The 17,750-nt window shown below is 62.0% G+C and carries 12 protein-coding genes and 1 tRNA gene; 4 read left to right on the top strand and 9 right to left on the bottom strand.

What is annotated here, in order from left to right; genetic code table 11:
* The first annotated feature begins 2 nt into the window (after positions 1-2).
* The 4 genes from fdhE to J2Y39_RS06635 all read left to right on the top strand — a co-directional run bounded on the left by fdhE (position 3) and on the right by J2Y39_RS06635 (position 5,006).
* The gene (gene fdhE / locus J2Y39_RS06650) at positions 3-929 is read left to right on the top strand and encodes a formate dehydrogenase accessory protein FdhE (RefSeq protein ID WP_310216132.1); all 927 of its coding nucleotides are present in this window, start codon (positions 3-5) and stop codon (positions 927-929) included.
* Between the two features lie 650 nt (positions 930-1,579).
* Positions 1,580-2,992 carry an L-seryl-tRNA(Sec) selenium transferase gene (gene selA / locus J2Y39_RS06645; RefSeq protein ID WP_310216129.1) on the top strand — a complete coding sequence of 471 codons (1,413 nt, stop codon included), beginning with the start codon at positions 1,580-1,582 and terminating at the stop codon, positions 2,990-2,992.
* The gene (gene selB / locus J2Y39_RS06640) at positions 2,989-4,905 is read left to right on the top strand and encodes a selenocysteine-specific translation elongation factor (protein ID WP_310217320.1); all 1,917 of its coding nucleotides are present in this window, start codon (positions 2,989-2,991) and stop codon (positions 4,903-4,905) included. The genes selA and selB overlap by 4 nt, the downstream gene beginning before the upstream one ends.
* 5 nt (positions 4,906-4,910) lie before the next feature.
* A tRNA-Sec gene (locus J2Y39_RS06635) sits at positions 4,911-5,006 on the top strand.
* Between the two features lie 334 nt (positions 5,007-5,340).
* On the opposite strand, the gene J2Y39_RS06630 is transcribed toward J2Y39_RS06635, so the two are convergent.
* From J2Y39_RS06630 to J2Y39_RS06585, 9 genes are all read right to left on the bottom strand, one after another.
* Entirely contained in the window at positions 5,341-5,700 is a 360-nt protein-coding gene (locus J2Y39_RS06630; protein WP_217863473.1) for a DUF6124 family protein, read from the bottom strand.
* 464 nt (positions 5,701-6,164) lie between these two features.
* A complete protein-coding gene (locus J2Y39_RS06625; RefSeq protein ID WP_016774812.1) occupies positions 6,165-6,674 on the bottom strand; it encodes a hypothetical protein in 510 nt (169 codons plus the stop codon).
* A gap of 8 nt (positions 6,675-6,682) precedes the next feature.
* On the bottom strand, positions 6,683-7,198 hold the full coding sequence (locus J2Y39_RS06620) for a hypothetical protein (protein ID WP_024013038.1): 516 nt from the start codon (positions 7,196-7,198) through the stop codon (positions 6,683-6,685).
* Positions 7,195-7,848 carry a hypothetical protein gene (locus J2Y39_RS06615; RefSeq protein ID WP_056786867.1) on the bottom strand — a complete coding sequence of 218 codons (654 nt, stop codon included), beginning with the start codon at positions 7,846-7,848 and terminating at the stop codon, positions 7,195-7,197. Before J2Y39_RS06615 ends, J2Y39_RS06620 begins: the two co-directional genes overlap by 4 nt.
* Positions 7,849-8,074: 226 nt before the next feature.
* Positions 8,075-9,370 (bottom strand): OprD family porin, encoded by a 1,296-nt coding sequence (locus tag J2Y39_RS06610; protein ID WP_310216123.1) that lies wholly within the window; start codon positions 9,368-9,370, stop codon positions 8,075-8,077.
* A 289-nt stretch (positions 9,371-9,659) separates the two neighbouring features.
* Positions 9,660-11,363 carry an amidase gene (locus tag J2Y39_RS06600; protein ID WP_252882072.1) on the bottom strand — a complete coding sequence of 568 codons (1,704 nt, stop codon included), beginning with the start codon at positions 11,361-11,363 and terminating at the stop codon, positions 9,660-9,662.
* Between the two features lie 165 nt (positions 11,364-11,528).
* Positions 11,529-13,034, bottom strand: coding sequence for a glycine betaine/L-proline transporter ProP (proP, locus tag J2Y39_RS06595; RefSeq protein ID WP_041480305.1), 1,506 nt, complete (start codon positions 13,032-13,034; stop codon positions 11,529-11,531).
* A gap of 382 nt (positions 13,035-13,416) precedes the next feature.
* Positions 13,417-14,715, bottom strand: a complete 1,299-nt coding sequence (locus J2Y39_RS06590) for a carbohydrate porin (protein ID WP_310216119.1) — start codon at positions 14,713-14,715, stop codon at positions 13,417-13,419.
* Between the two features lie 97 nt (positions 14,716-14,812).
* Positions 14,813-17,218, bottom strand: a complete 2,406-nt coding sequence (locus J2Y39_RS06585) for a glucose/quinate/shikimate family membrane-bound PQQ-dependent dehydrogenase (RefSeq protein ID WP_310216117.1) — start codon at positions 17,216-17,218, stop codon at positions 14,813-14,815.
* Between the last annotated feature and the right edge of the window lie 532 nt (positions 17,219-17,750).

The raw sequence follows: 17,750 nt of genomic DNA, 5'->3' as shown, positions 1-17,750 counted from the left end.
TTTTGCCAAGCATTCTTGAACCTGGGGAAATCGAGGCGGCGGCCAGTTCGCCGCCGTTTCTGTATCTGCCGCCACGTAACCTGTTTGCCCTGCGCGCTGAACGCCTCGAGCGTCTGGCCGAGGGCAATGGGTTGGCGGATTATCTACGGCTGATGGCCGGATTGTGCCGGGCGCAGCAGCAGGTCTTCGACGATCCGCCGCTCACCGCGCCGTTTGATGCGCAGCGTTTCGAAGCCTGTCAGCAACACGGTCTGCCACCATTCGCGGCAGATACCTTGGTGCGCGAAGATGCCTGGCAGCCGTGGCTTGACGCCTTGCTGCAGCGCTATGCGCCAGCGGATCAACCTGCAGTGATCGACGCGCTGGACACTCTGCGCGGGGCCAGTTCCGGCCAGTTGCGCGCGTGGGCGGTGGCGCTGGTCAGTGGGCAGTATTCGCTGGTGCCGGCGGCGCTGGTGCCGTTTCTCGGCGCGGCGCTGCAAACCGCCTGGAGCCACTGGCTGCTCAGCGTGCCAAATCTGCAACTCAATCCCGGCGACAGCCTCAGCCAATGCCCGGCCTGTGGTTCGCCGGCCATGGCCGGGGTGATTCGCCATCGCGGCAAGCACAACGGTTTGCGCTATCTGGTGTGTTCGCTGTGCGCCTGCGAATGGCATGTGGTGCGAGTCAAATGCGTGTATTGCGAGCAGAGCAAGGGCCTTGAGTATCTGAGCCAGGAAGACGACCGGCACAGCGCCGAACAGGCGCCGCTGCGCGCCGAAGTCTGCCCGAGCTGCAACAGCTACCTGAAATTGCTCTACCTGGAGAACGACGCCGAAGCCGAGGCGTTGTCGGCGGATCTCGGCAGTTTGCTGCTGGACATGCGTTTGGCCCAGGACGGCTATCAGCGTCTGGCGCCCAATCTGTTGCTGGCCCCGGGGGACGAATGACCAGAGCGAAACTGGGGAAGGGGGTGTGCTCCCACAGTTTTTTGTGGTGACCAACAATGTTCATTCCACCCCGAATCCCTGTGGGAGCTGGCTTGCCAGCGATTCGGTCGGCACATCCACCGCCTTCTTTGACGGACCCACCGCAATCGCTGGCAAGCCAGCTCCCACAAGTCTATGTGCCGAATCACAAAGCCCGGTCAGCCCCGGATTTCCCTGTGGGAGCGAGCCTGCTCGCGAAGGCGTCAGGTCAGCCACATCCACACCAACTGACACACCGCATTCGCGAGCAGGCTCGCTCCCACAGGTTTTTGTGGTGACCAACAATGTTCATTCCGCCCCGAATCCCTGTTGGAGCTGGCTTGCCAGCGATTCGGTCGGCACATCCACCACCTTCTTTGACGGACCCACCGCAATCGCTGGCAAGCCAGCTCCCACAAGTCTATGTGCCGAATCACAAAGCCCGGTCAGCCCCGGATTTCTCTGTGGGAGCGAGCCTGCTCGCGAAGGCGTCAGGTCAGCCACATCCACACCAACTGACACACCGCATTCGCGAGCAGGCTAGCTCCGGCAGTGCGTCTACACTTCTGAAACCCTTTTGGGAGCAAGCTTGCTCCCAAAAGGGCCTGTTTCGGTCAAATCAGGAGTGGCTGATGTCTTCCAGCGTTGCCCTGCGGTTGCCGTCCATTGATGGGTTGTTGCGTCATCCGGCGTGCGCGCCGTTGGCCGAGCGTTACGGCCGGGATTTGTTGCTGACTGGTCTGCGTCAGTTGCTCGATGAGCTAAGGCCTGACGTGTTAAGCGGGCAATTGGCGGCCGTGGAAATTGGCCCCGAAGTGCTCGCCGGCCGCGTCGGCGAACGCTTGGCGCAACAGCAGCGCAGTCAGGTGCGTCGGGTGTTCAACCTGACCGGCACGGTGCTGCACACCAATCTCGGTCGCGCCTTGCTGCCCGAAGAAGCCATTGAAGCGGTGGAGATGGCTGCACGCTATCCGCTCAATCTCGAGTTCGATCTGGCTAGCGGCAAGCGCGGTGATCGGGACGACCTGATCGAAGGCCTGATCCGCGAACTGACCGGCGCCGAAGCCGTCACCGTGGTCAACAACAATGCCGCTGCCGTGCTGCTCACGCTCAACAGCCTCGGCGCGCGCAAGGAAGGCATCATTTCCCGTGGCGAGCTGATCGAAATCGGCGGCGCTTTCCGCATCCCCGACATCATGGCCCGGGCCGGCGTGCGCCTGCACGAAGTCGGCACCACCAACCGCACCCATGCCCGGGATTACCAAGCGGCAATCGGTCCGCGCAGCGGGTTGATCATGCGCGTGCATGCCAGCAACTACAGCATCGAAGGCTTCACCGCGCGAGTGGCGACTGCGGAACTGGCCGAGTTGGCACACGCTCATGGCTTGCCGTTGCTGGAAGATCTGGGCAGCGGCAGTCTGCTCGACCTGACGCGCTGGGGCCTGCCGGCGGAACCGACGGTGCGTCAGGCATTGCTCGATGGCGCCGACATCGTCACCTTCAGCGGCGACAAATTGCTCGGCGGGCCGCAGGCCGGGTTGATCGTCGGGCGCAAAGAACTGATCGCGAAGATCAAGAAGAATCCACTGAAGCGCGCACTGCGGGTCGATAAATTGACCTTGGCCGCGCTGGAGGCGGTGCTCGGTCTGTACCGCGATCCGGATCGCCTCGCCGAGCGTCTGCCGAGTCTGCGTCTGCTGACCCGGCCGCAGGCCGAGATTCATGCTCAGGCTCTGCGTTTGCAACCGTTGCTCGCCGATGTGTTGGGCGAGGTCTGGCAGGTCAGTGCAGTCGAGGCGTTGGGCATGATCGGCAGCGGCAGCCAACCGGTGGCGCGCTTGCCGAGTGCAGCGCTGTGTTGCCGCCCGCAGGTGTCCAAGCGCTGGCGCGGGCGGTATCTGCTCAATCTCGAAGCAGCGCTGCGCGGTTTGCCGACCCCGGTGCTCGGACGAATCGACGCCGATGCGCTGTGGCTCGATCTACGCCAGCTCGACGATGAGCCAGCGTGGCTGGCGCAGTTGCCGCAATTGCAGGTCGACCCGTGATCGTCGGCACGGCGGGGCACATCGACCATGGCAAAACTTCGCTGTTGCAAGCGCTGACCGGACAAACCGGCGACCGCCGCCCGCAGGAGCGCGAACGCGGCATGACTATCGACCTCGGTTATCTCTACGCCGAACTCGCAGCGGGCGCCGGGCTGACCGGCTTCATCGACGTGCCCGGCCACGAAAAATTCACCCACAACATGCTCGCTGGTGCGCAGGGCATCGATCTGATGTTGCTGGTGGTCGCGGCCGACGACGGCGTGATGCCGCAGACCCGCGAGCATCTGGCGATCGTCGAACTGCTCGGCATTCCCCGCGCGCTGGTGGCGATCACTAAATGCGACCGGGCGGGAGCGGGCAGGGTGGAAGAGGTGCAGCGCCAGGTCCTGGACCTGCTCGCGCCCGGACCATTTGCTGATGCGCCGATTTTTACCGTGTCGAGCGTGAGCGGGCAGGGCGTCGATGGATTGCGCGCGGCGTTGTCGCAGGCGCAGAGCGAGGTGCAGGCGCGCAGTTGCTACGGCGGCTTTCGTCTGGCGATTGATCGGGCGTTCAGCGTCGCGGGTGCGGGGATTGTGGTCACGGGCACGGCGTTGTCGGGCACGGTTGCGGTGGGCGACAAACTTGTCTTGGGGCCTGCAGGCAAATCGGTGCGCATCCGGGGCTTGCACGCGCAAAACCAGGTCGCCGAGCAAGCCTTCGCCGGCCAGCGCGTGGCGTTGAACCTCAGCGGCGAACGTCTGGAACTGGCGCAGATCCACCGTGGCCAATGGCTGCTGGCGGACTGGCTGCATGCCCCGACCCAGCGCATCGACATCGACTTTCATCTGTTGCCGGGCGAGCGCACCTTCGAACACTTCCACCCGGTGCATCTGCACCTCGGCACCCAAGATGTCATCGCCCGCGTCGCCTTGCTGCAAGGCCCGCGCCTGAGCCCCGGCGAGCGCATGTTCGCGCAACTGCTGATCAACGCGCCGGTGCACGCAGTGAAAGGCGATCGATTGATCCTGCGCGACGCCAGCGCCCAGCGCACATTGGGCGGCGCTGTTGTGCTCGACCCATTCGCTCCGGCACGCCAACGCCGCAGCCTGGAACGCCTCGCGCAACTGCAAACCCTTGCCCTTAGCGTCAGCCTCGAACAGGCCCTGCCGGCACTGCTCAACCACAGCCCCGGCGGCCTCGACCCGCAACGCCTCGAGCGCCAGTTCAACCGCCCGCGCGCGCAGTGGACGCTGGCGGACAACATCCGTCTGATCGACACCCGCCAAGGTCCGCTGCTGTTCAACGTGCAGCGCTGGGGCCAGTTGAAATTCACTTTGCTCGAACAACTGGCGCGATTTCACGAACAGGAACCCGACCAGATGGGGCCGGACCGCGATCGCCTGCGCCGCTTCAGCGCGCTGGCACTGGAACGCTCGACGTTCATCAGCCTGCTCGAAGAACTGCTCAACGCCGGCTCCATCCTCGCCAGCGGCCCCTGGCTGCACCTGCCCGACCATCAGGTGCGCCTGAATGCCGACGACGAAATCCTCTGGCAGCAATTACAGCCGTTGTTCGAACAGGCCGGTTTCGACCCACCGTGGGTACGCGACGCCGCGAAAATGCTCGGCGAAGACGACGCCAGTGTCCGCCTGCTGCTGCGCAAACTCGCACGGCTGGGCCTGATGCACCAGGTGGTGCGCGACCTGTTTATCAGCGACATCGTCCTGCGGCAAATGGCGGCGCTACTGCTGAAACTCGCCGAAGAAAATCCAGCGATTGAGGTGACAACTTTCCGTGATGCGCTAGGCTTGGGACGCAAACGCTGTATTCAGTATCTGGAGTATTTCGACCGACTCGGCCTTACCCGCCGTCTCGGCGAATCCCGCCAGATCCGCCCCGACAACGCGCTGGCCAACGCCTGCGCACCCTGAGTTCAGGAAGACAATCGCGCCCGGTGGCGCGGCCGGGCTTCAAACCCGGTTGGGGACGGCATCCGTTCCCGGGCAGGTTCGACTCCGGCTGTCTTCCGCCAGTCTCCCAAAAGCAAAGATCGCAGCCTTCCGCAGCCCTACAAATCGATGTAGGAGCTGCCGAAGGCTGCGATCTTTTGATTCTGAATGCAGGAGAAACGTAGTCTGGCCCGTTTGGTTCGCCAGTTATTCAGAGGCAGCCGCGAACTTATGTGGGAGCGAGCCTGCTCGCGAAAACGGTATATCAGTCGACATCTCAGAGATTGACCCACCGCATTCGCGAGCAGGCTCGCTCCCACAAAGTTGGCGGCGTGAACGAAGCCATGTGATTGACAGAAAACCCTGTGTAGGCTTGCCCGCGAAGGCGCCTCACTCAGCATCCTTTAGCGAGGCCCGCTACTGTGGCAATTCCAGATTATCCAGCACCCGATTCACCGCCAACTCTCCGAGCATGATCAGCTGCGCGATCCCCATCAGCGTTCGGCGCTGTGACGGTTTCACCAGTCCGGCGAACTCCTGGGCGATGGTTTTGGCGGAGGCGAGGGTTTCGCAGGCGTTGGCCAGCAGGTCTTCGTTTTTGGTGTCGGCGGTGACGGCATACATGGCGCGGGGGCTGAAGGGTGGCGGGGTAGAGCCGGGTGGGCAGAGGTAGTGGTCGAGGGCGCGATCGGCGGCTTCGTGGAGTTTTTTGGAGTCGAGGGATTCGTAGGGGGAGGTGGGATCGGTTTCGGGTGGGTTGGGTGTTGGTTTGATCATGGTGAGACTCCGTGGTTGATTTAGCCGCCACGGCTCATCGCTAAACAAGTAAAGGTGGCGGCTGTACGCAGGTTAGCGATCCGGGTCACAGAAACCCCGGGTAGACCCGAAGGTCTCCCACGCACAGCCACCATGACATCAAGTGCAGATCGAAAAATGCAATTGAGACTGGGCATTGGTGCGTCTGTAATGAGTCGGATCGCTAAACCCGATCGCTGATTCGTCAGCGACCGCACCACAATAGAACCCGCCCCCAAGGCGCACAAGCCGGCGGATTCTGGCTTGGCTGTAGGCAATGGCGCAAGGATTTGTAGCCTTGAGACCGTATCCGCAGGTGTCTTTTAAACAGCTTCGTTTAAATCAAAGAATTGCGCCGAACCTGATGGCCTCTTCGCGAGCAGGCTCGCTCCCACATTGCAATTCATTGCGCCGCAGTCCACCGCACCAGCCCCCATCACCCAACCTCACGGCTGATACGGAATCACTTTGTCCCGGTCCATTTCCACCAACAACTGGTCGAGCATCTGCCGTTTGTTCTCGACCCCGGGAATCGGCACATACCATGTCATCACGCTCCAGCCTTCGCGGGAGTAGTTGTAGGTTTTGAGCAGTTGGCCATCCTTGAAGACCGAGCCGCGCAGGTTGTCCTGGTAGTGGTAGGGCATCGGGAAGGTGAACAGGGTGAAGACGTTGACCAGCGCCAGCCAGTTGACCTTGCCGTCGCTGGGTTCGGTGATCAACAGGCTGTAGCCGTTGCGGGTGTAACCGCCGTCGAGCATCGAGAACGCGCCGGTCTTTTTCAGGACGCTGACGGTTTCGCGCTGATGCTGCTCGTCGATGCGCGTATACGCCGGCCCCATGCCGAGCGTGACCGGCACGTAGGCCTGATCGGCATGGTAATCGAGCGGCTGCAAGGTGTTGGCGCAGCCGCCCAGCATCAGTGAGGCACAGAGCAGGCCGGCGACTTTTATCATCGCGCGGCTCATTGCGCGACTGCCGGGATCAGCCGGTCCTGCTGCACATCCTGCGCGAAGGCGCGGGCGATGCGGCCGAGGTTCTGTTCGCGCATCTCGCCGCCCTGATCCAATAGCCAGACGTATTTTTGAGTGATGTTGCGATAGGTGTATTGCTTCAGTCGCTTGTCACCCTGGTACACGGTGAATTCGGTTTGCGTATCGAATTCGTTCGACAGCGGCAGCAAGAACAACGTCGCGGTGCTCAGCAGAATCACCGGAAACGGCGGCAGGTGACGTTCCACATTGAGTTTGACCTGCACGTTGTACTCGTCAGCTTTACCGCTGCCGGTTTCGATGGTGCGGAACACACCGGTCTGACGCAGGTGGTTGCGCAGGCTGGAGCCGTTTTCCGGGTCATCGACCATCACGTGAATCGGCTGCAGATAATCCTGAGCGTCCGTAAGCGTGCGCTCGGGCAAGGTGTTGGTCGCCGCGCAACCGGTCAACAGAGCGGCGGCGGTGAGGGCGATGATTTTTTTCATGGTTTGGCGTCCACGGCAATACCCGGGATGGGGCCGGTGAAGATGTAGGGCTGAGCACTGTTCAGGTCGAGTTTCAGCGGTTGCAGCGTTGGCAATCCTGGCGCCAGACGTTGCGCAATCAGCGCATCGCGGGCGTTCTGATCACTCCAGCGGAACGCGCAGAAACCGGCTGTCAGGCAGAACGAGCGGAACTCGCCGATGTAATAGGCCTTGCCGGGTTCCAGGCGCATCGGCAGGTTGAATTTCTCCCGCGCCTCTCTCGAGGTGAAAACAGTGCCTAGCCCAGGTTGATAACGTGCGGAAAAGAACTGGAAATCATAGAACTCGTAATCGCCCGGCTTCAGGGGAAGCACGAATACGCTCGCTGCGCCGACACCGTCCTGAACATCCTGCGGCGTGGAGTAAGCGCCGGCCATTTTCCAGACGCCGGCCGCACCGTATTCGGAACCGCGTTTGCGGAAAAAGATTCGCTGGTTGTCAGCGGCTGATTGCTTGAGTGATTGCGGCCCGATTGAGCCAACGAGATAACTGACTGGCTCGCTTGCCTTGGGTTGCAAGGGTTCGCTGACCCAGGAAGCGCTTTCGGTAATGCAGCCGCTGAGCGTCGCGGCGAGCACGACGGCCGCTCCGAGTTTGAATAGCTGAAACATGTACATCCCTGAATCTGCTTGCGTTGATTGACTACAAACAGGAAGGTCAATCAATGCCTTCCTGGCTTGGCTTTTTATGCGGGGGCGCAGAATAAACGAGGTGATGGCACTTGGCTAGCCGCTGTAGGCGCTGCGGTACGCTGAAATCATTTGATTTTGATCTCAAGGAGCAAACTCATGGTTTGTGGCCGACGCAGGAACCTGTGGGCGGGTTGATCGTGTTACCTCAAAAACCCAACGGGTACTGAACGACCACGTAAATCCGGTCAATATCATCACCAGCCTGCGCCTCGTTGGCGCGGTGGGTGACGTGCGACAGCTGCACCGACAGATCCTTCGCGGCGCCGGATTGCACGACATACTTCAGGTCGATATCGCGTTCCCAGTGTTTGCCGCCGCTGCCTTGTTGCGGTTGATAGTCGCCGCTGTCGGCGTCGAACGGGTTGTAGGCGCCGCCCTTGGGCGCGTGCGTACCGTCGATGTGGCTGCCGCTGACGTAGCGGGTCATGAAGTTCAGGCCGGGGATGCCGAAAGCGCCGAGGTCGAGGTCGTAGCGGGCTTGCCAGGAGCGTTCGTTGGCGCCGTTGAAGTCGGCGTATTTGATCGAGTTGGCGAGGTAGATCGAGTCGCCGCCGACGAAATCGAACGGCGTGTCGCCATTGATCCGCTGCCAGCCGAGCATCACCGCATGCGGGCCGAAGCTGTATTTGCCGGAGAGGCTAAGGGCGGTGTTATCGATCTCGCCGGCCACTGCGCGGCCGGTGTCGCGGGTGTGGTAGAGGTTGGCGTCGAGCAGCACGCCGGACTGTTTAAAATGCAGGTTGCCGTAATACTGGTGCCAGGTGTCGCTCAGTTCTGAGGCGTAGAGTGCGCCGCCGATCGGGCTTGAGCTGAACAGATCGGCACCGACGAAGCTGATGCCACCCGCTTCGGTGTTGGCGCCGTAACCGTAGAAATCGCCTTGGCCAGAAGAGCTGTCCTGATTCTTGAACGCGGTGAAATGCCCGGCGACCAGATTGACGTTGTCGAGCTCGGCGCTGTTGAGCAAAAAGCCTGTGGCGTATTCCGGTTGCAGGCGTTTGTCGGAAGTGTCGAAGACCGGGGTTTCCACGGTCATTTCGCCGAAGGCCAAAGTGGTGCGCGAGACCTTGAGCTTGAACGCACCGCCAGCGCTGGAATAGTCGTGTTCACTGCGACCATCGCTGTCGACGGGCAGCAGACCAGTACCGGAGTGGCCCTTGCCGCCGTCGAGTTTCAGGCCGGCGAAAGCGTGGGCGTCGATGCCGAAACCGACTGTGCCCTCGGTGAAACCGGATGAGAAGTTGCCGATAAAGCCCTGTGCCCACTCCTGTTTGTAGTTTTTTCCGGAGGGCATGGGCGAGCGGTAGTCGTTGCTGAGGTAGAAGTTGCGCAGCAGGACATCGCTTTTGGCATCGTCGAAAAATCCGCTGGCATGGGCGGTGCCGGTCAGACCGCAGAGCATGGCAAGCAGGGTGAGGCGGGAGGGCGCGCGGTTGATCATGGTCAGGGCCGGTGGTGATTCGAATGGCGCTGATGATCGAAGATTGGGAACAAAGAGGATTGGGTTGATGTGCTGAGTTGGCAGCTTTCACCACAAAACCTGTGGGAGCGAGCCTGCTCGCGAATGCGGAGTGTCAGTTAACGAAAATGCTGACTGACACAGCGCTTTCGCGAGCAGGCTCGCTCCCACAGTTTGAGTCGGGGGTAGTCAATTAGAACTTTGGCGGCCGTCAGGCCGCCATCGCTGGCAAGCCAGCTCCCACAGGGTTTGTGGGAGCTGACACAGTGCATTAAGCCAGCGGCGGTGTGCGCGGTGGGATCTGGCGTTTGCTGCCGGTGGATTCGAAAGCGGCGGCGAAGCGCAGCAGGTTCGAGTCGTCATAAGCGCGGCCGGCGAAGGTCAGGCCGACGGGCATGCCGATGTCGGCCATCACGCCCATGGGCACGGTGACGGTCGGAACGCCGAGGTGGCGGATCGCGAGGTTGCCGTTGGCCACCCAGACGCCGTTGCTCCAGGCGATGTCGGCCGAAGCAGGATTGACATCCGCGTCGGCCGGGCCGACGTCAGCGACGGTCGGGAACAGCACGGCGTCGAGGCCGAGGTTGTCCATCCAGTCTTCAAGGTCGATGCGTCGGGTCTGCTCCAGACCGCGCAAGCCATCAGGCACGGTTGGGATTTCATTCCACGGCGTGATGCCGCGTTCGGCCATGCGCACGTATTCGTCCATGCCGGCGGCCAGATCACCTTCGCGGTTGGGCAGGGTGCCCGGGTCGTGCGGGAAGATCTTCGGCCCGTCGACGTCAACCAGACGATTAAGCTTCGGGTCGCCGTTTGCTTGCAGGAAGTCGTCGAACGCCCACGCGGTCAGATCCCACAGTTCATGATGTAGAAACTCTTTCGACACCAGCCCACGGGTGAACACGGTTGGCGCGCCAGGGCGGTCGCCTTCGCAGTTGGAGACCAGCGGAAAGTCGGTTTCGACGACTTCGGCGCCAGCGGCCTCGAGGGCTTGGCGCGCCTGCTTCCACAAATCAATCACGGACGCGCGGGTGTTGATGCGCTGGCCGGTCGGGCCGCCAATCCCGGGGGCTTCGCTGGTGCCGGCGTCGGGGTCGGCGTTGATGTACATGCGCGGGATGGCGAAGCGTTTGCCGGCCAGGGCTTTGGCATCGGCGGCCAGTTCACTGTACGCAGCCGGGCGCACTTCGCTGACGCGCGGGATCGGCACCCACGGTTGCAAGCGCCAGAGGTCGCCACGGGTGTCCGGGTCTTCGGCGACGACCACGTCGAGCACTTCGAGCAGGTCGGCCATGGTCCGCGCGAACGGCACGACGACGTCCATGGTCGGGGTCAACGGCCAGTTGCCGCGCACCGAAATCACCCCGCGCGACGGGGTGTAGGCGCACAGGCCGTTGTTCGACGCAGGGCCACGGCCGCTCGACCAGGTTTCCTCAGCCAGGCCGAACGCAGCGAAACTCGCAGCGGTGGCGGTGCCGGCACCGTTGGACGAGCCGGAGGCGAACGGGGCGGTGAGGTAAGCGGCGTTGTACGGGCTTTCGGCGCGGCCATAGACGCCGCGTTGCATGCCGCCATTGGCCATCGGCGGCATGTTGGTCTTGCCCAGGCAGATCGCCCCGGCAGCGCGCAGGCGTTCGATGGTGAAGGCGTCGCGATGGGCGACCAGATCGGCAAATGCCGGACTGCCGGAAGCGGCGGTCAGGCCCTTGACCAGATAACTGTCTTTGGCGGTGTAGGGGATGCCATCGAGCGGGCCGAGGGTTTCACCTTTGGCGCGGCGGGCGTCGGAGGCGCGGGCTTCGTTCAGCGCTTCAGGGTTGCGCACGACGACGGCGTTGAGTGCCGTCGAAGTGTCGGCGCCATCGTAGGCATCAATGCGTGCCAGATAGGCCTGCACCAGCTCCACGGCAGTGGTCTGGCCGGATTCGAGGGCGGCGCGCAGTTGGGCGATGGAGACTTCGGTGACTTCGATCATTGGGTCACCTGTTGAGCGTGGTTGTTTGGGGCAGGGGTATTCATAGCGGTTCTCGTTGCACGGCTTTAAGCGACAAGGTCAAGACTGGCGCCTATTTAACACCAAGCCGCGCTTCGAGTAATCGGCGGGGTGACGGCCCCGCCGATTTTTTCTGCGTCCAGCGGATCATTCATTGATGCGCGGATGCTGCTGGACCAGCACTTTGCGCTTGGCCTCCAACTCGGCGATCTCGGCATCGATGTCTTCGATTTTCTGCTCGATGTTGTCGTGGTGTTCCTGCAACAGTTCCTTGGCCTCTTCGAGGTCGGAAGCCGCCGGGGCCGCGCCGCGCAGGGGTTTGTTGGCGGTTTCCTTCATGGTCACGCCAGTGACCAGACCGACCACGGCGATGACCATCAGGTAATACGCAGGCATGTACAGATCGTTGGTGCTTTCCACCAGCCAGGCCACGGCAGTCGGGGTCAGACCAGCGATCAGCACCGAGACGTTGAAGGCACTGGCCAGCGCGCTGTAGCGGATGTGCGTGGGGAACATCGCCGGCAGGGTCGAGGCCATCACGCCGATGAAGAAGTTGAGCAGCACCGCGAGGATCAGCAGGCCGGAGAAGATCAGGGCGATGCTGCCGCTGTTGATCAGCATGAACGCCGGAATGGCGAAGATGAACAGGCCAATGCTGCCGACGACGATGAAGGGTTTGCGGCCGATCTTGTCGCTGATGAAACCGATCAGCGGCTGCACAAAGAGCATGCCGACCATGATCGCGATGATGATCAGCACGCCGTGGTTTTCGCTGTAGTGCAGGTTGTGCGTCAGGTAACTCGGCATGTATGTGAGCAGCATGTAATAGGTGACGTTGGTCGCCGCCACCACACCGATGCAGGTCATCAGGCTGCGCCAGTGTTTGGTCGCGACCTCCTTGAACGACACTTTCGGGCCACCGGCGAGGCCTTCGCGATCACCTTGTTCGAGTTTTTCCACGTGTTGCTGGAACGCCGGGGTTTCTTCCAGGGCGTGGCGCAGATACAGGCCGATCATGCCCAGCGGCAGGGCGAGGAAGAACGGAATCCGCCAGCCCCATTCTTCGAAGCGCTGTTCACCGAGGATGGTTGAAATCAGCACCACCACGCCGGCGCCGAAAACGAAACCGGCGATCGAGCCGAAATCCAGCCAGCTGCCGAGGAAGCCGCGTTTGCGGTCCGGCGCGTATTCAGCAACGAAGATCGAGGCGCCGGTGTATTCACCACCGACCGAGAAGCCTTGGGCCATTTTCGCCAGCAACAGCAGGATCGGCGCCCAGATGCCGATCGAGGCATAGGACGGAATCAGGCCGATGGCGAAGGTGCTCAGGGACATGATGACGATGGTCGCGGCGAGGACTTTCTGCCGTCCGTATTTGTCGCCCAGCGCACCGAAGAACAAACCGCCAAGCGGACGGATGAGGAAGGGCACGGAGAAGGTCGCCAGCGCGGCGATCATTTGCACGCCGGGATCGGCGCCGGGGAAGAAGACCTTGCCGAGCACATAGGCGACAAAGCCGTAGACGCCAAAGTCGAACCACTCCATGGCGTTGCCCAGTGCGGCGGCGGTAATCGCCTTGCGCATCTTGGCGTCATCGACAATGGTGATGTCTTTCAAACCGATCGGTTTGACGGTGTTCTTGCGTGATTTCATTGCGCTGTTCCCGCTCGCTGATCCAGATTACCGCTGCGATGCCATCTCCATGATGGCGCCGGCTCTTCTGGCTCAGATACATGCGGACACGAAATAATTCACCGATGGGCTGGAATTAATTTCGACAGGTGGGGCGGGTGGTCGGTGCTCTGAAGGGCTTGGTTGGAGCATTCAAGATAGTTGTTGCCTGAGCCCATGCCATCGCGTGCAGGCTCACTCCTACAATATTGCGCGGCGAATCATAATTCCCTGATCCAACACAAATCCCCTGTGGGAGCGAGCCTGCTCGCGAAGGCGGCGCTACATTCAATATCGCAGTCGCCTGACCCAGCGCTTTCGCGAGCAGGCTCGCTCCCACAGTGGTTTTGTGTTTTGCAGGGACTTATAGCGCAGCCTTCACCTGCAAGCCCACCACCAGCGCATTGTCGATGTCCTGCCCGGAAAACGCGCCCGGTTCGATGATGTATTGCAGGTTCGGGCGCAGCGTCAGCCATGGGGTGGCCTGGTAGCCGTAGCCCAACTCGATCAACTGCTCGGCGCTATCGAGATTCGGAAACGCAGCACCATTGGCCAGCGCGGCATCCTGTTGCAAATCGCGGCTGCGCGGGTTCGGCACGGCGCGGCCATAGCCCAGGGCCACGGTGTCTCGCGGGCGGCCTTCGAACGGTTTGTACAAAACCACGCCGGTGCCGTACCACTTGCTGAACGGCGAGGCCGCTTCGCTGGCCGCCGAGTATTGACCGAAGGCATGCAGGCTGCGGCCCTCGGAAGTCGACGAGCGCCAAACCGCCTGATCGATCAGCAGATAATGCCCACCGCGACCGGAGACTTCATCGTCGCTGCCAATGCGTTTGACGTCAGAGCTGTCGTAGTAATAGCCGAGCTTGTATTCACCCGGTAGCTCGCCGGCGTGCTTGTACACCAACTCGATCGGCACGACGGTGCCGGTGGTGTGCTTCGGCCCCAGATGCCAGGCGCGGCTGGAATTGCCGTTGCTCTCGGGGTCGACGTTGAACGCCGCCACACGCAGTTGCCAGGACGGCGACAGGTCGTATTTGACCCGCACGCCCAGACGCGCGTTGGGGTAGTTGGTCCAGCCGCTGCCGCCGGACATGTTCAGCGGGTGACCGCAGAAACCGGCGTTCATGAAGTTGCACAAAATACCGCTGTCGAGGCCGCCGAGGTCATTGCCCATCGCCATGTAACCGAGCTTCACATTCAGCGCCGGGGTGAACAGGCTGCGCTCGTAACTCAGTTCAGTCAGGCGCGTGTACAGACCGCCGTAGTTTTCCTGAATCGGCAGCCGGTTGCCGACCAGATCTTCCGACGCGCTGTTGCCGCGCCGGTCGTTGATGGTCAGTTGCACTTTGCCGGCGTTGTCGACGCCGTAGAGTTTGCTCAGATCAAACTGCACGCCGAGCTTGATATTCTGCGAGTAGCGCGCCGAACGGTGCAGGCCGCCGTCGGCGTTATAGGCGGTTTCGCCGCTGTAATCGCCAGTGAACTTGATGCCGTCTTCATCGAGTTGATGACGCAAGCCGCCCCAGTCACCGGTGAGGGTGCTGCGGGTCAGCAGATCGGAGTCGCTGGCGGCCAGCGCGGGTAGGGCAGTGGTGCAGCTCAGACCCAGCAACAGGCCAGTGGAAAGCTTGGTACGAGAAAAGCGAACAGCCGATGACATGTGAATCCTTCCTGCTGAAATCTTTAACGCAATAAAACGGCGACGCGGTGCTTTGGGGCACCGCGCGCTTGGAGGAGGTTGGTTGTGCGGCAGCGAGTTACGGCAGGGCGTAAGCCATCACGTAATCGCCACGATCGGTCGACTGGCGTGCGCCGCCAGCGGTGACGACGATGTACTGCTTGCCGGTCTTCGGCGAAACGTACGTCATCGGGCCGCCCTGGCTGCCGACTGGCAGACGGGCTTTCCAGACTTCTTCGCCGTTGCCGCTGTTGAAGGCGCGCAGGTAGAAGTCCTGGGTGCCGGCAATGAAGATCAGGCCGCCCTGGGTCGACAGGGTGCCGCCGAGGGTTGGCAGACCGATCTTGATCGGCAAGTGCATGCGAATGCCCAGGGGACCGGTGTCTTCAACGGTGCCGACCGGAACCTGCCATGCGATTTTCCGGGTCTTCATGTCGATCGCGGTCAAGGTGCCGAACGGCGGCGCCTGGCACGGAATGCCGGCCACCGACAGGAAGCGGTTCTTGTTCACCGCGTACGGCGTGCCTTTGAGCGGAACAGCGCCCATGCCGGTGTTCAGCGCTTCGCCACCGCCAGCGGCCTGGCCTTTGTTCTGCGACGGGATCATCTGGATCCACAGACCCAGGCGCATGTCGTTGACGAAGATGAAACCGTGCACCGGGTCAGTGGAGATGCTGCCCCAGTTCATGCCACCCAGCGAACCCGGGAAGCTCAGCGATTTGTCGGTACCCGGCGCGGTGTACAGACCGTCGTAGCGCATGCTCTTGAAGTCGATACGGCAGAGCAACTGGTCGTACGGCGTGGCGCCCCACATGTCCGATTCGGTCAGGTGCTGCGCGCCGATCTGCGGCATGCCCACGGATTTCGGCTGGGTCGGCGAGTACGGCTCGTTAGGGATGTTCGCGGCTTTCACCGGTACTTCCTTGACCTCGGTCAGCGGCTTGCCAGTGGCGCGGTCGAGCACATAGATCTGCCCGGCCTTGGTGCCGATGACCAGCGCCGGAACGCTTTGGCCGTCCTTGTCGAAATCGATCAGGCTCGGCTGCATCGGCAGGTCGAAGTCCCACAGATCGTTGTGCACGGTCTGGAACACCCAGCGTTCTTCACCGGTGCTGGCGTCCAGCGCGAGGATCGAGGCGCCGTACTTGTGGTCCAGTTCGCTGCGCTCGACGCCATAGATGTCGGTGGACGAGCTGCCCATCGGCAGGAATACGGTGTTGGTCGCCGCGTCGTAGGACATCGGCGCCCAGCTGTTCGGCGTGCTGCGCACATAGGTGCTGCCGTCGGCCGGTGCGTTGCGGTCCTGCGGGTTGCCCGGGTCGAACGCCCAGCGCATGGCGCCGGTGATCACGTCAAAACCGCGAATCACACCGCCCGGCATGTCGCTCTGCACGTTGTCGGCAACACGACCGCCAACCACTACGGTGGTGCCAGCCATCAATGGCGCGGACGACAACTGATAGTAGCTGTCCGGAACATCACCCAGACCGGCCTTCAGATCGACTTGGCCGTTGTTGCCGAAACCCTGGCAGAACTCGCCAGTGTCAGCGTCGACCGCGATCAGGCGAGCATCGATGGTATTGGTCAGCAGACGACGCTGGCAGTTGGCAGCCGGCGCCGGTTTGGCTTCGATGATCGAAGAGTTGCTCGGCTGAGCGATGGTCGCGGTGGCGTCGAAATAGGCCATGCCACGGCAGCGCTGCCAGACTTTCGATTGCGCGTTGATCGCGTTCTTCCAAAGCTCTTTACCGGTGTCGGCATCGAGGGCGATCAGGTTGTTGTGCGGGGTGCAGATGAATACTTTGTTGCCGACCTGCAGCGGGGTGAGCTGGTCTTCGGCGCCGTTGCCATCGCTCTCGGCGACGTCCCCGGTGTGGTAGGTCCACGCGACTTTCAACTTGTCGACGTTGTTGCGGTTGATCTGGTCGAGCGCGGCGAAGCGGCTGCCACCTTCGGTGTTGCCGTAGTGCGCCCAGTCTTTCTGCGCCTTGGCCGGCTCGACCGGAGTCAGGCCCGGGCCAGTGCCAGTGGCGGCAACCGTCGGGTGAGCGACAAACATGTTGCCCGCCGCAACCGCGACACCGACCGCGAGCACAGCGGCCACGGCATACGCGCCACGACCGGCCACGCGGCCATTGGCGCGCGCCAGCAGCGGGTAGACCAGAGCGACGACCATGCCGATCGCGCTGAACATGAACAGCCGCGAGAACACCGGCCAGAACACCAGCCCGGCGTCAGCCACGGCCCAGATCGCGGTGGCCACGAGAAATGCGGCGAACAGCCAGGCGCCTGCAGTTTTCTTCAGTGCGATCAGTACGCCGGAAACGGTCATCGCCAGACCGCCGACCAGGAAGTACCAGGAACCGCCCAGGCTGACCAGCTTCACACCGCCGACCGCGAGCGCCAGACCGAGCAGGGCGATGATCACGCCAAGGCCGACCAGAATGAACGTTGAAACGCCTGAGACGCGTTGACTGTGGTTCACATTGAAAGTCCCGTTTGAATGAAGCGCGGGATTATAGCGGTAACTAACCATTCAGTTAACCGCAGTTTTGCCATGAAACCGTGCACTTCTGTGAATCAAGCGTGGTGCAGGATTAGCAAAACGCAAGTTGAGAGGGGTTTCTCGAGGTTTCAGCATGAGGGGCGGATTGAGCGTGGTATTGCAATGCACATGCTTGGACACCGCGCTGGATTCACCCCTCACCCCAGCCCTCTCCCCGAGGAGAGGGAGCTGATTTGTGGGCTTTTTGAGACCTGTGTTCGCCTCGGTATCTCAGGTCGGTGTAACTCGCGCATTCAACTCGGTCAGTCCTCTCTCCCTCTGGGAGAGGGAGCTGATTTGTGGGCTTTTTGAGACCTGTGTTCGCCTCGGTATCTCAGATCGGTGTAACTCGCGCATTCAACTCGGTCAGTCCTCTCTCCCTCTGGCAGAGGGAGCCGATTCGTGGGCTTTTTGAGACCTGTGTTCGCCTCGGTATTTCAGGTCGGCGTTACTCGCGCATTCAGCTCGGTCA

Origin of the sequence: Pseudomonas sp. 2957 (assembly GCF_031456345.1) — a bacterium.
In the GTDB taxonomy this organism is placed as follows: Bacteria; Pseudomonadota; Gammaproteobacteria; order Pseudomonadales; family Pseudomonadaceae; genus Aquipseudomonas; species Aquipseudomonas siliginis.
The sequence above is the reverse complement of the archived record's forward strand: the minus strand, read 5'-3'. Positions and strand labels throughout refer to the sequence as shown.

Bases quoted from the DNA above. Each gene is read 5' to 3' on its own strand.
- selA (WP_310216129.1), top strand. From the start codon at position 1,580: ATGTCTTCCAGCGTTGCCCTGCGGTTGCCGTCCATTGATGGGTTGTTG.
- J2Y39_RS06630 (WP_217863473.1), bottom strand. From the start codon at position 5,700: ATGATCAAACCAACACCCAACCCACCCGAAACCGATCCCACCTCCCCC.
- J2Y39_RS06625 (WP_016774812.1), bottom strand. From the start codon at position 6,674: ATGATAAAAGTCGCCGGCCTGCTCTGTGCCTCACTGATGCTGGGCGGC.
- J2Y39_RS06620 (WP_024013038.1), bottom strand. From the start codon at position 7,198: ATGAAAAAAATCATCGCCCTCACCGCCGCCGCTCTGTTGACCGGTTGC.
- J2Y39_RS06615 (WP_056786867.1), bottom strand. From the start codon at position 7,848: ATGTTTCAGCTATTCAAACTCGGAGCGGCCGTCGTGCTCGCCGCGACG.
- J2Y39_RS06610 (WP_310216123.1), bottom strand. From the start codon at position 9,370: ATGATCAACCGCGCGCCCTCCCGCCTCACCCTGCTTGCCATGCTCTGC.
- J2Y39_RS06600 (WP_252882072.1), bottom strand. From the start codon at position 11,363: ATGATCGAAGTCACCGAAGTCTCCATCGCCCAACTGCGCGCCGCCCTC.
- proP (WP_041480305.1), bottom strand. From the start codon at position 13,034: ATGAAATCACGCAAGAACACCGTCAAACCGATCGGTTTGAAAGACATC.
- J2Y39_RS06590 (WP_310216119.1), bottom strand. From the start codon at position 14,715: ATGTCATCGGCTGTTCGCTTTTCTCGTACCAAGCTTTCCACTGGCCTG.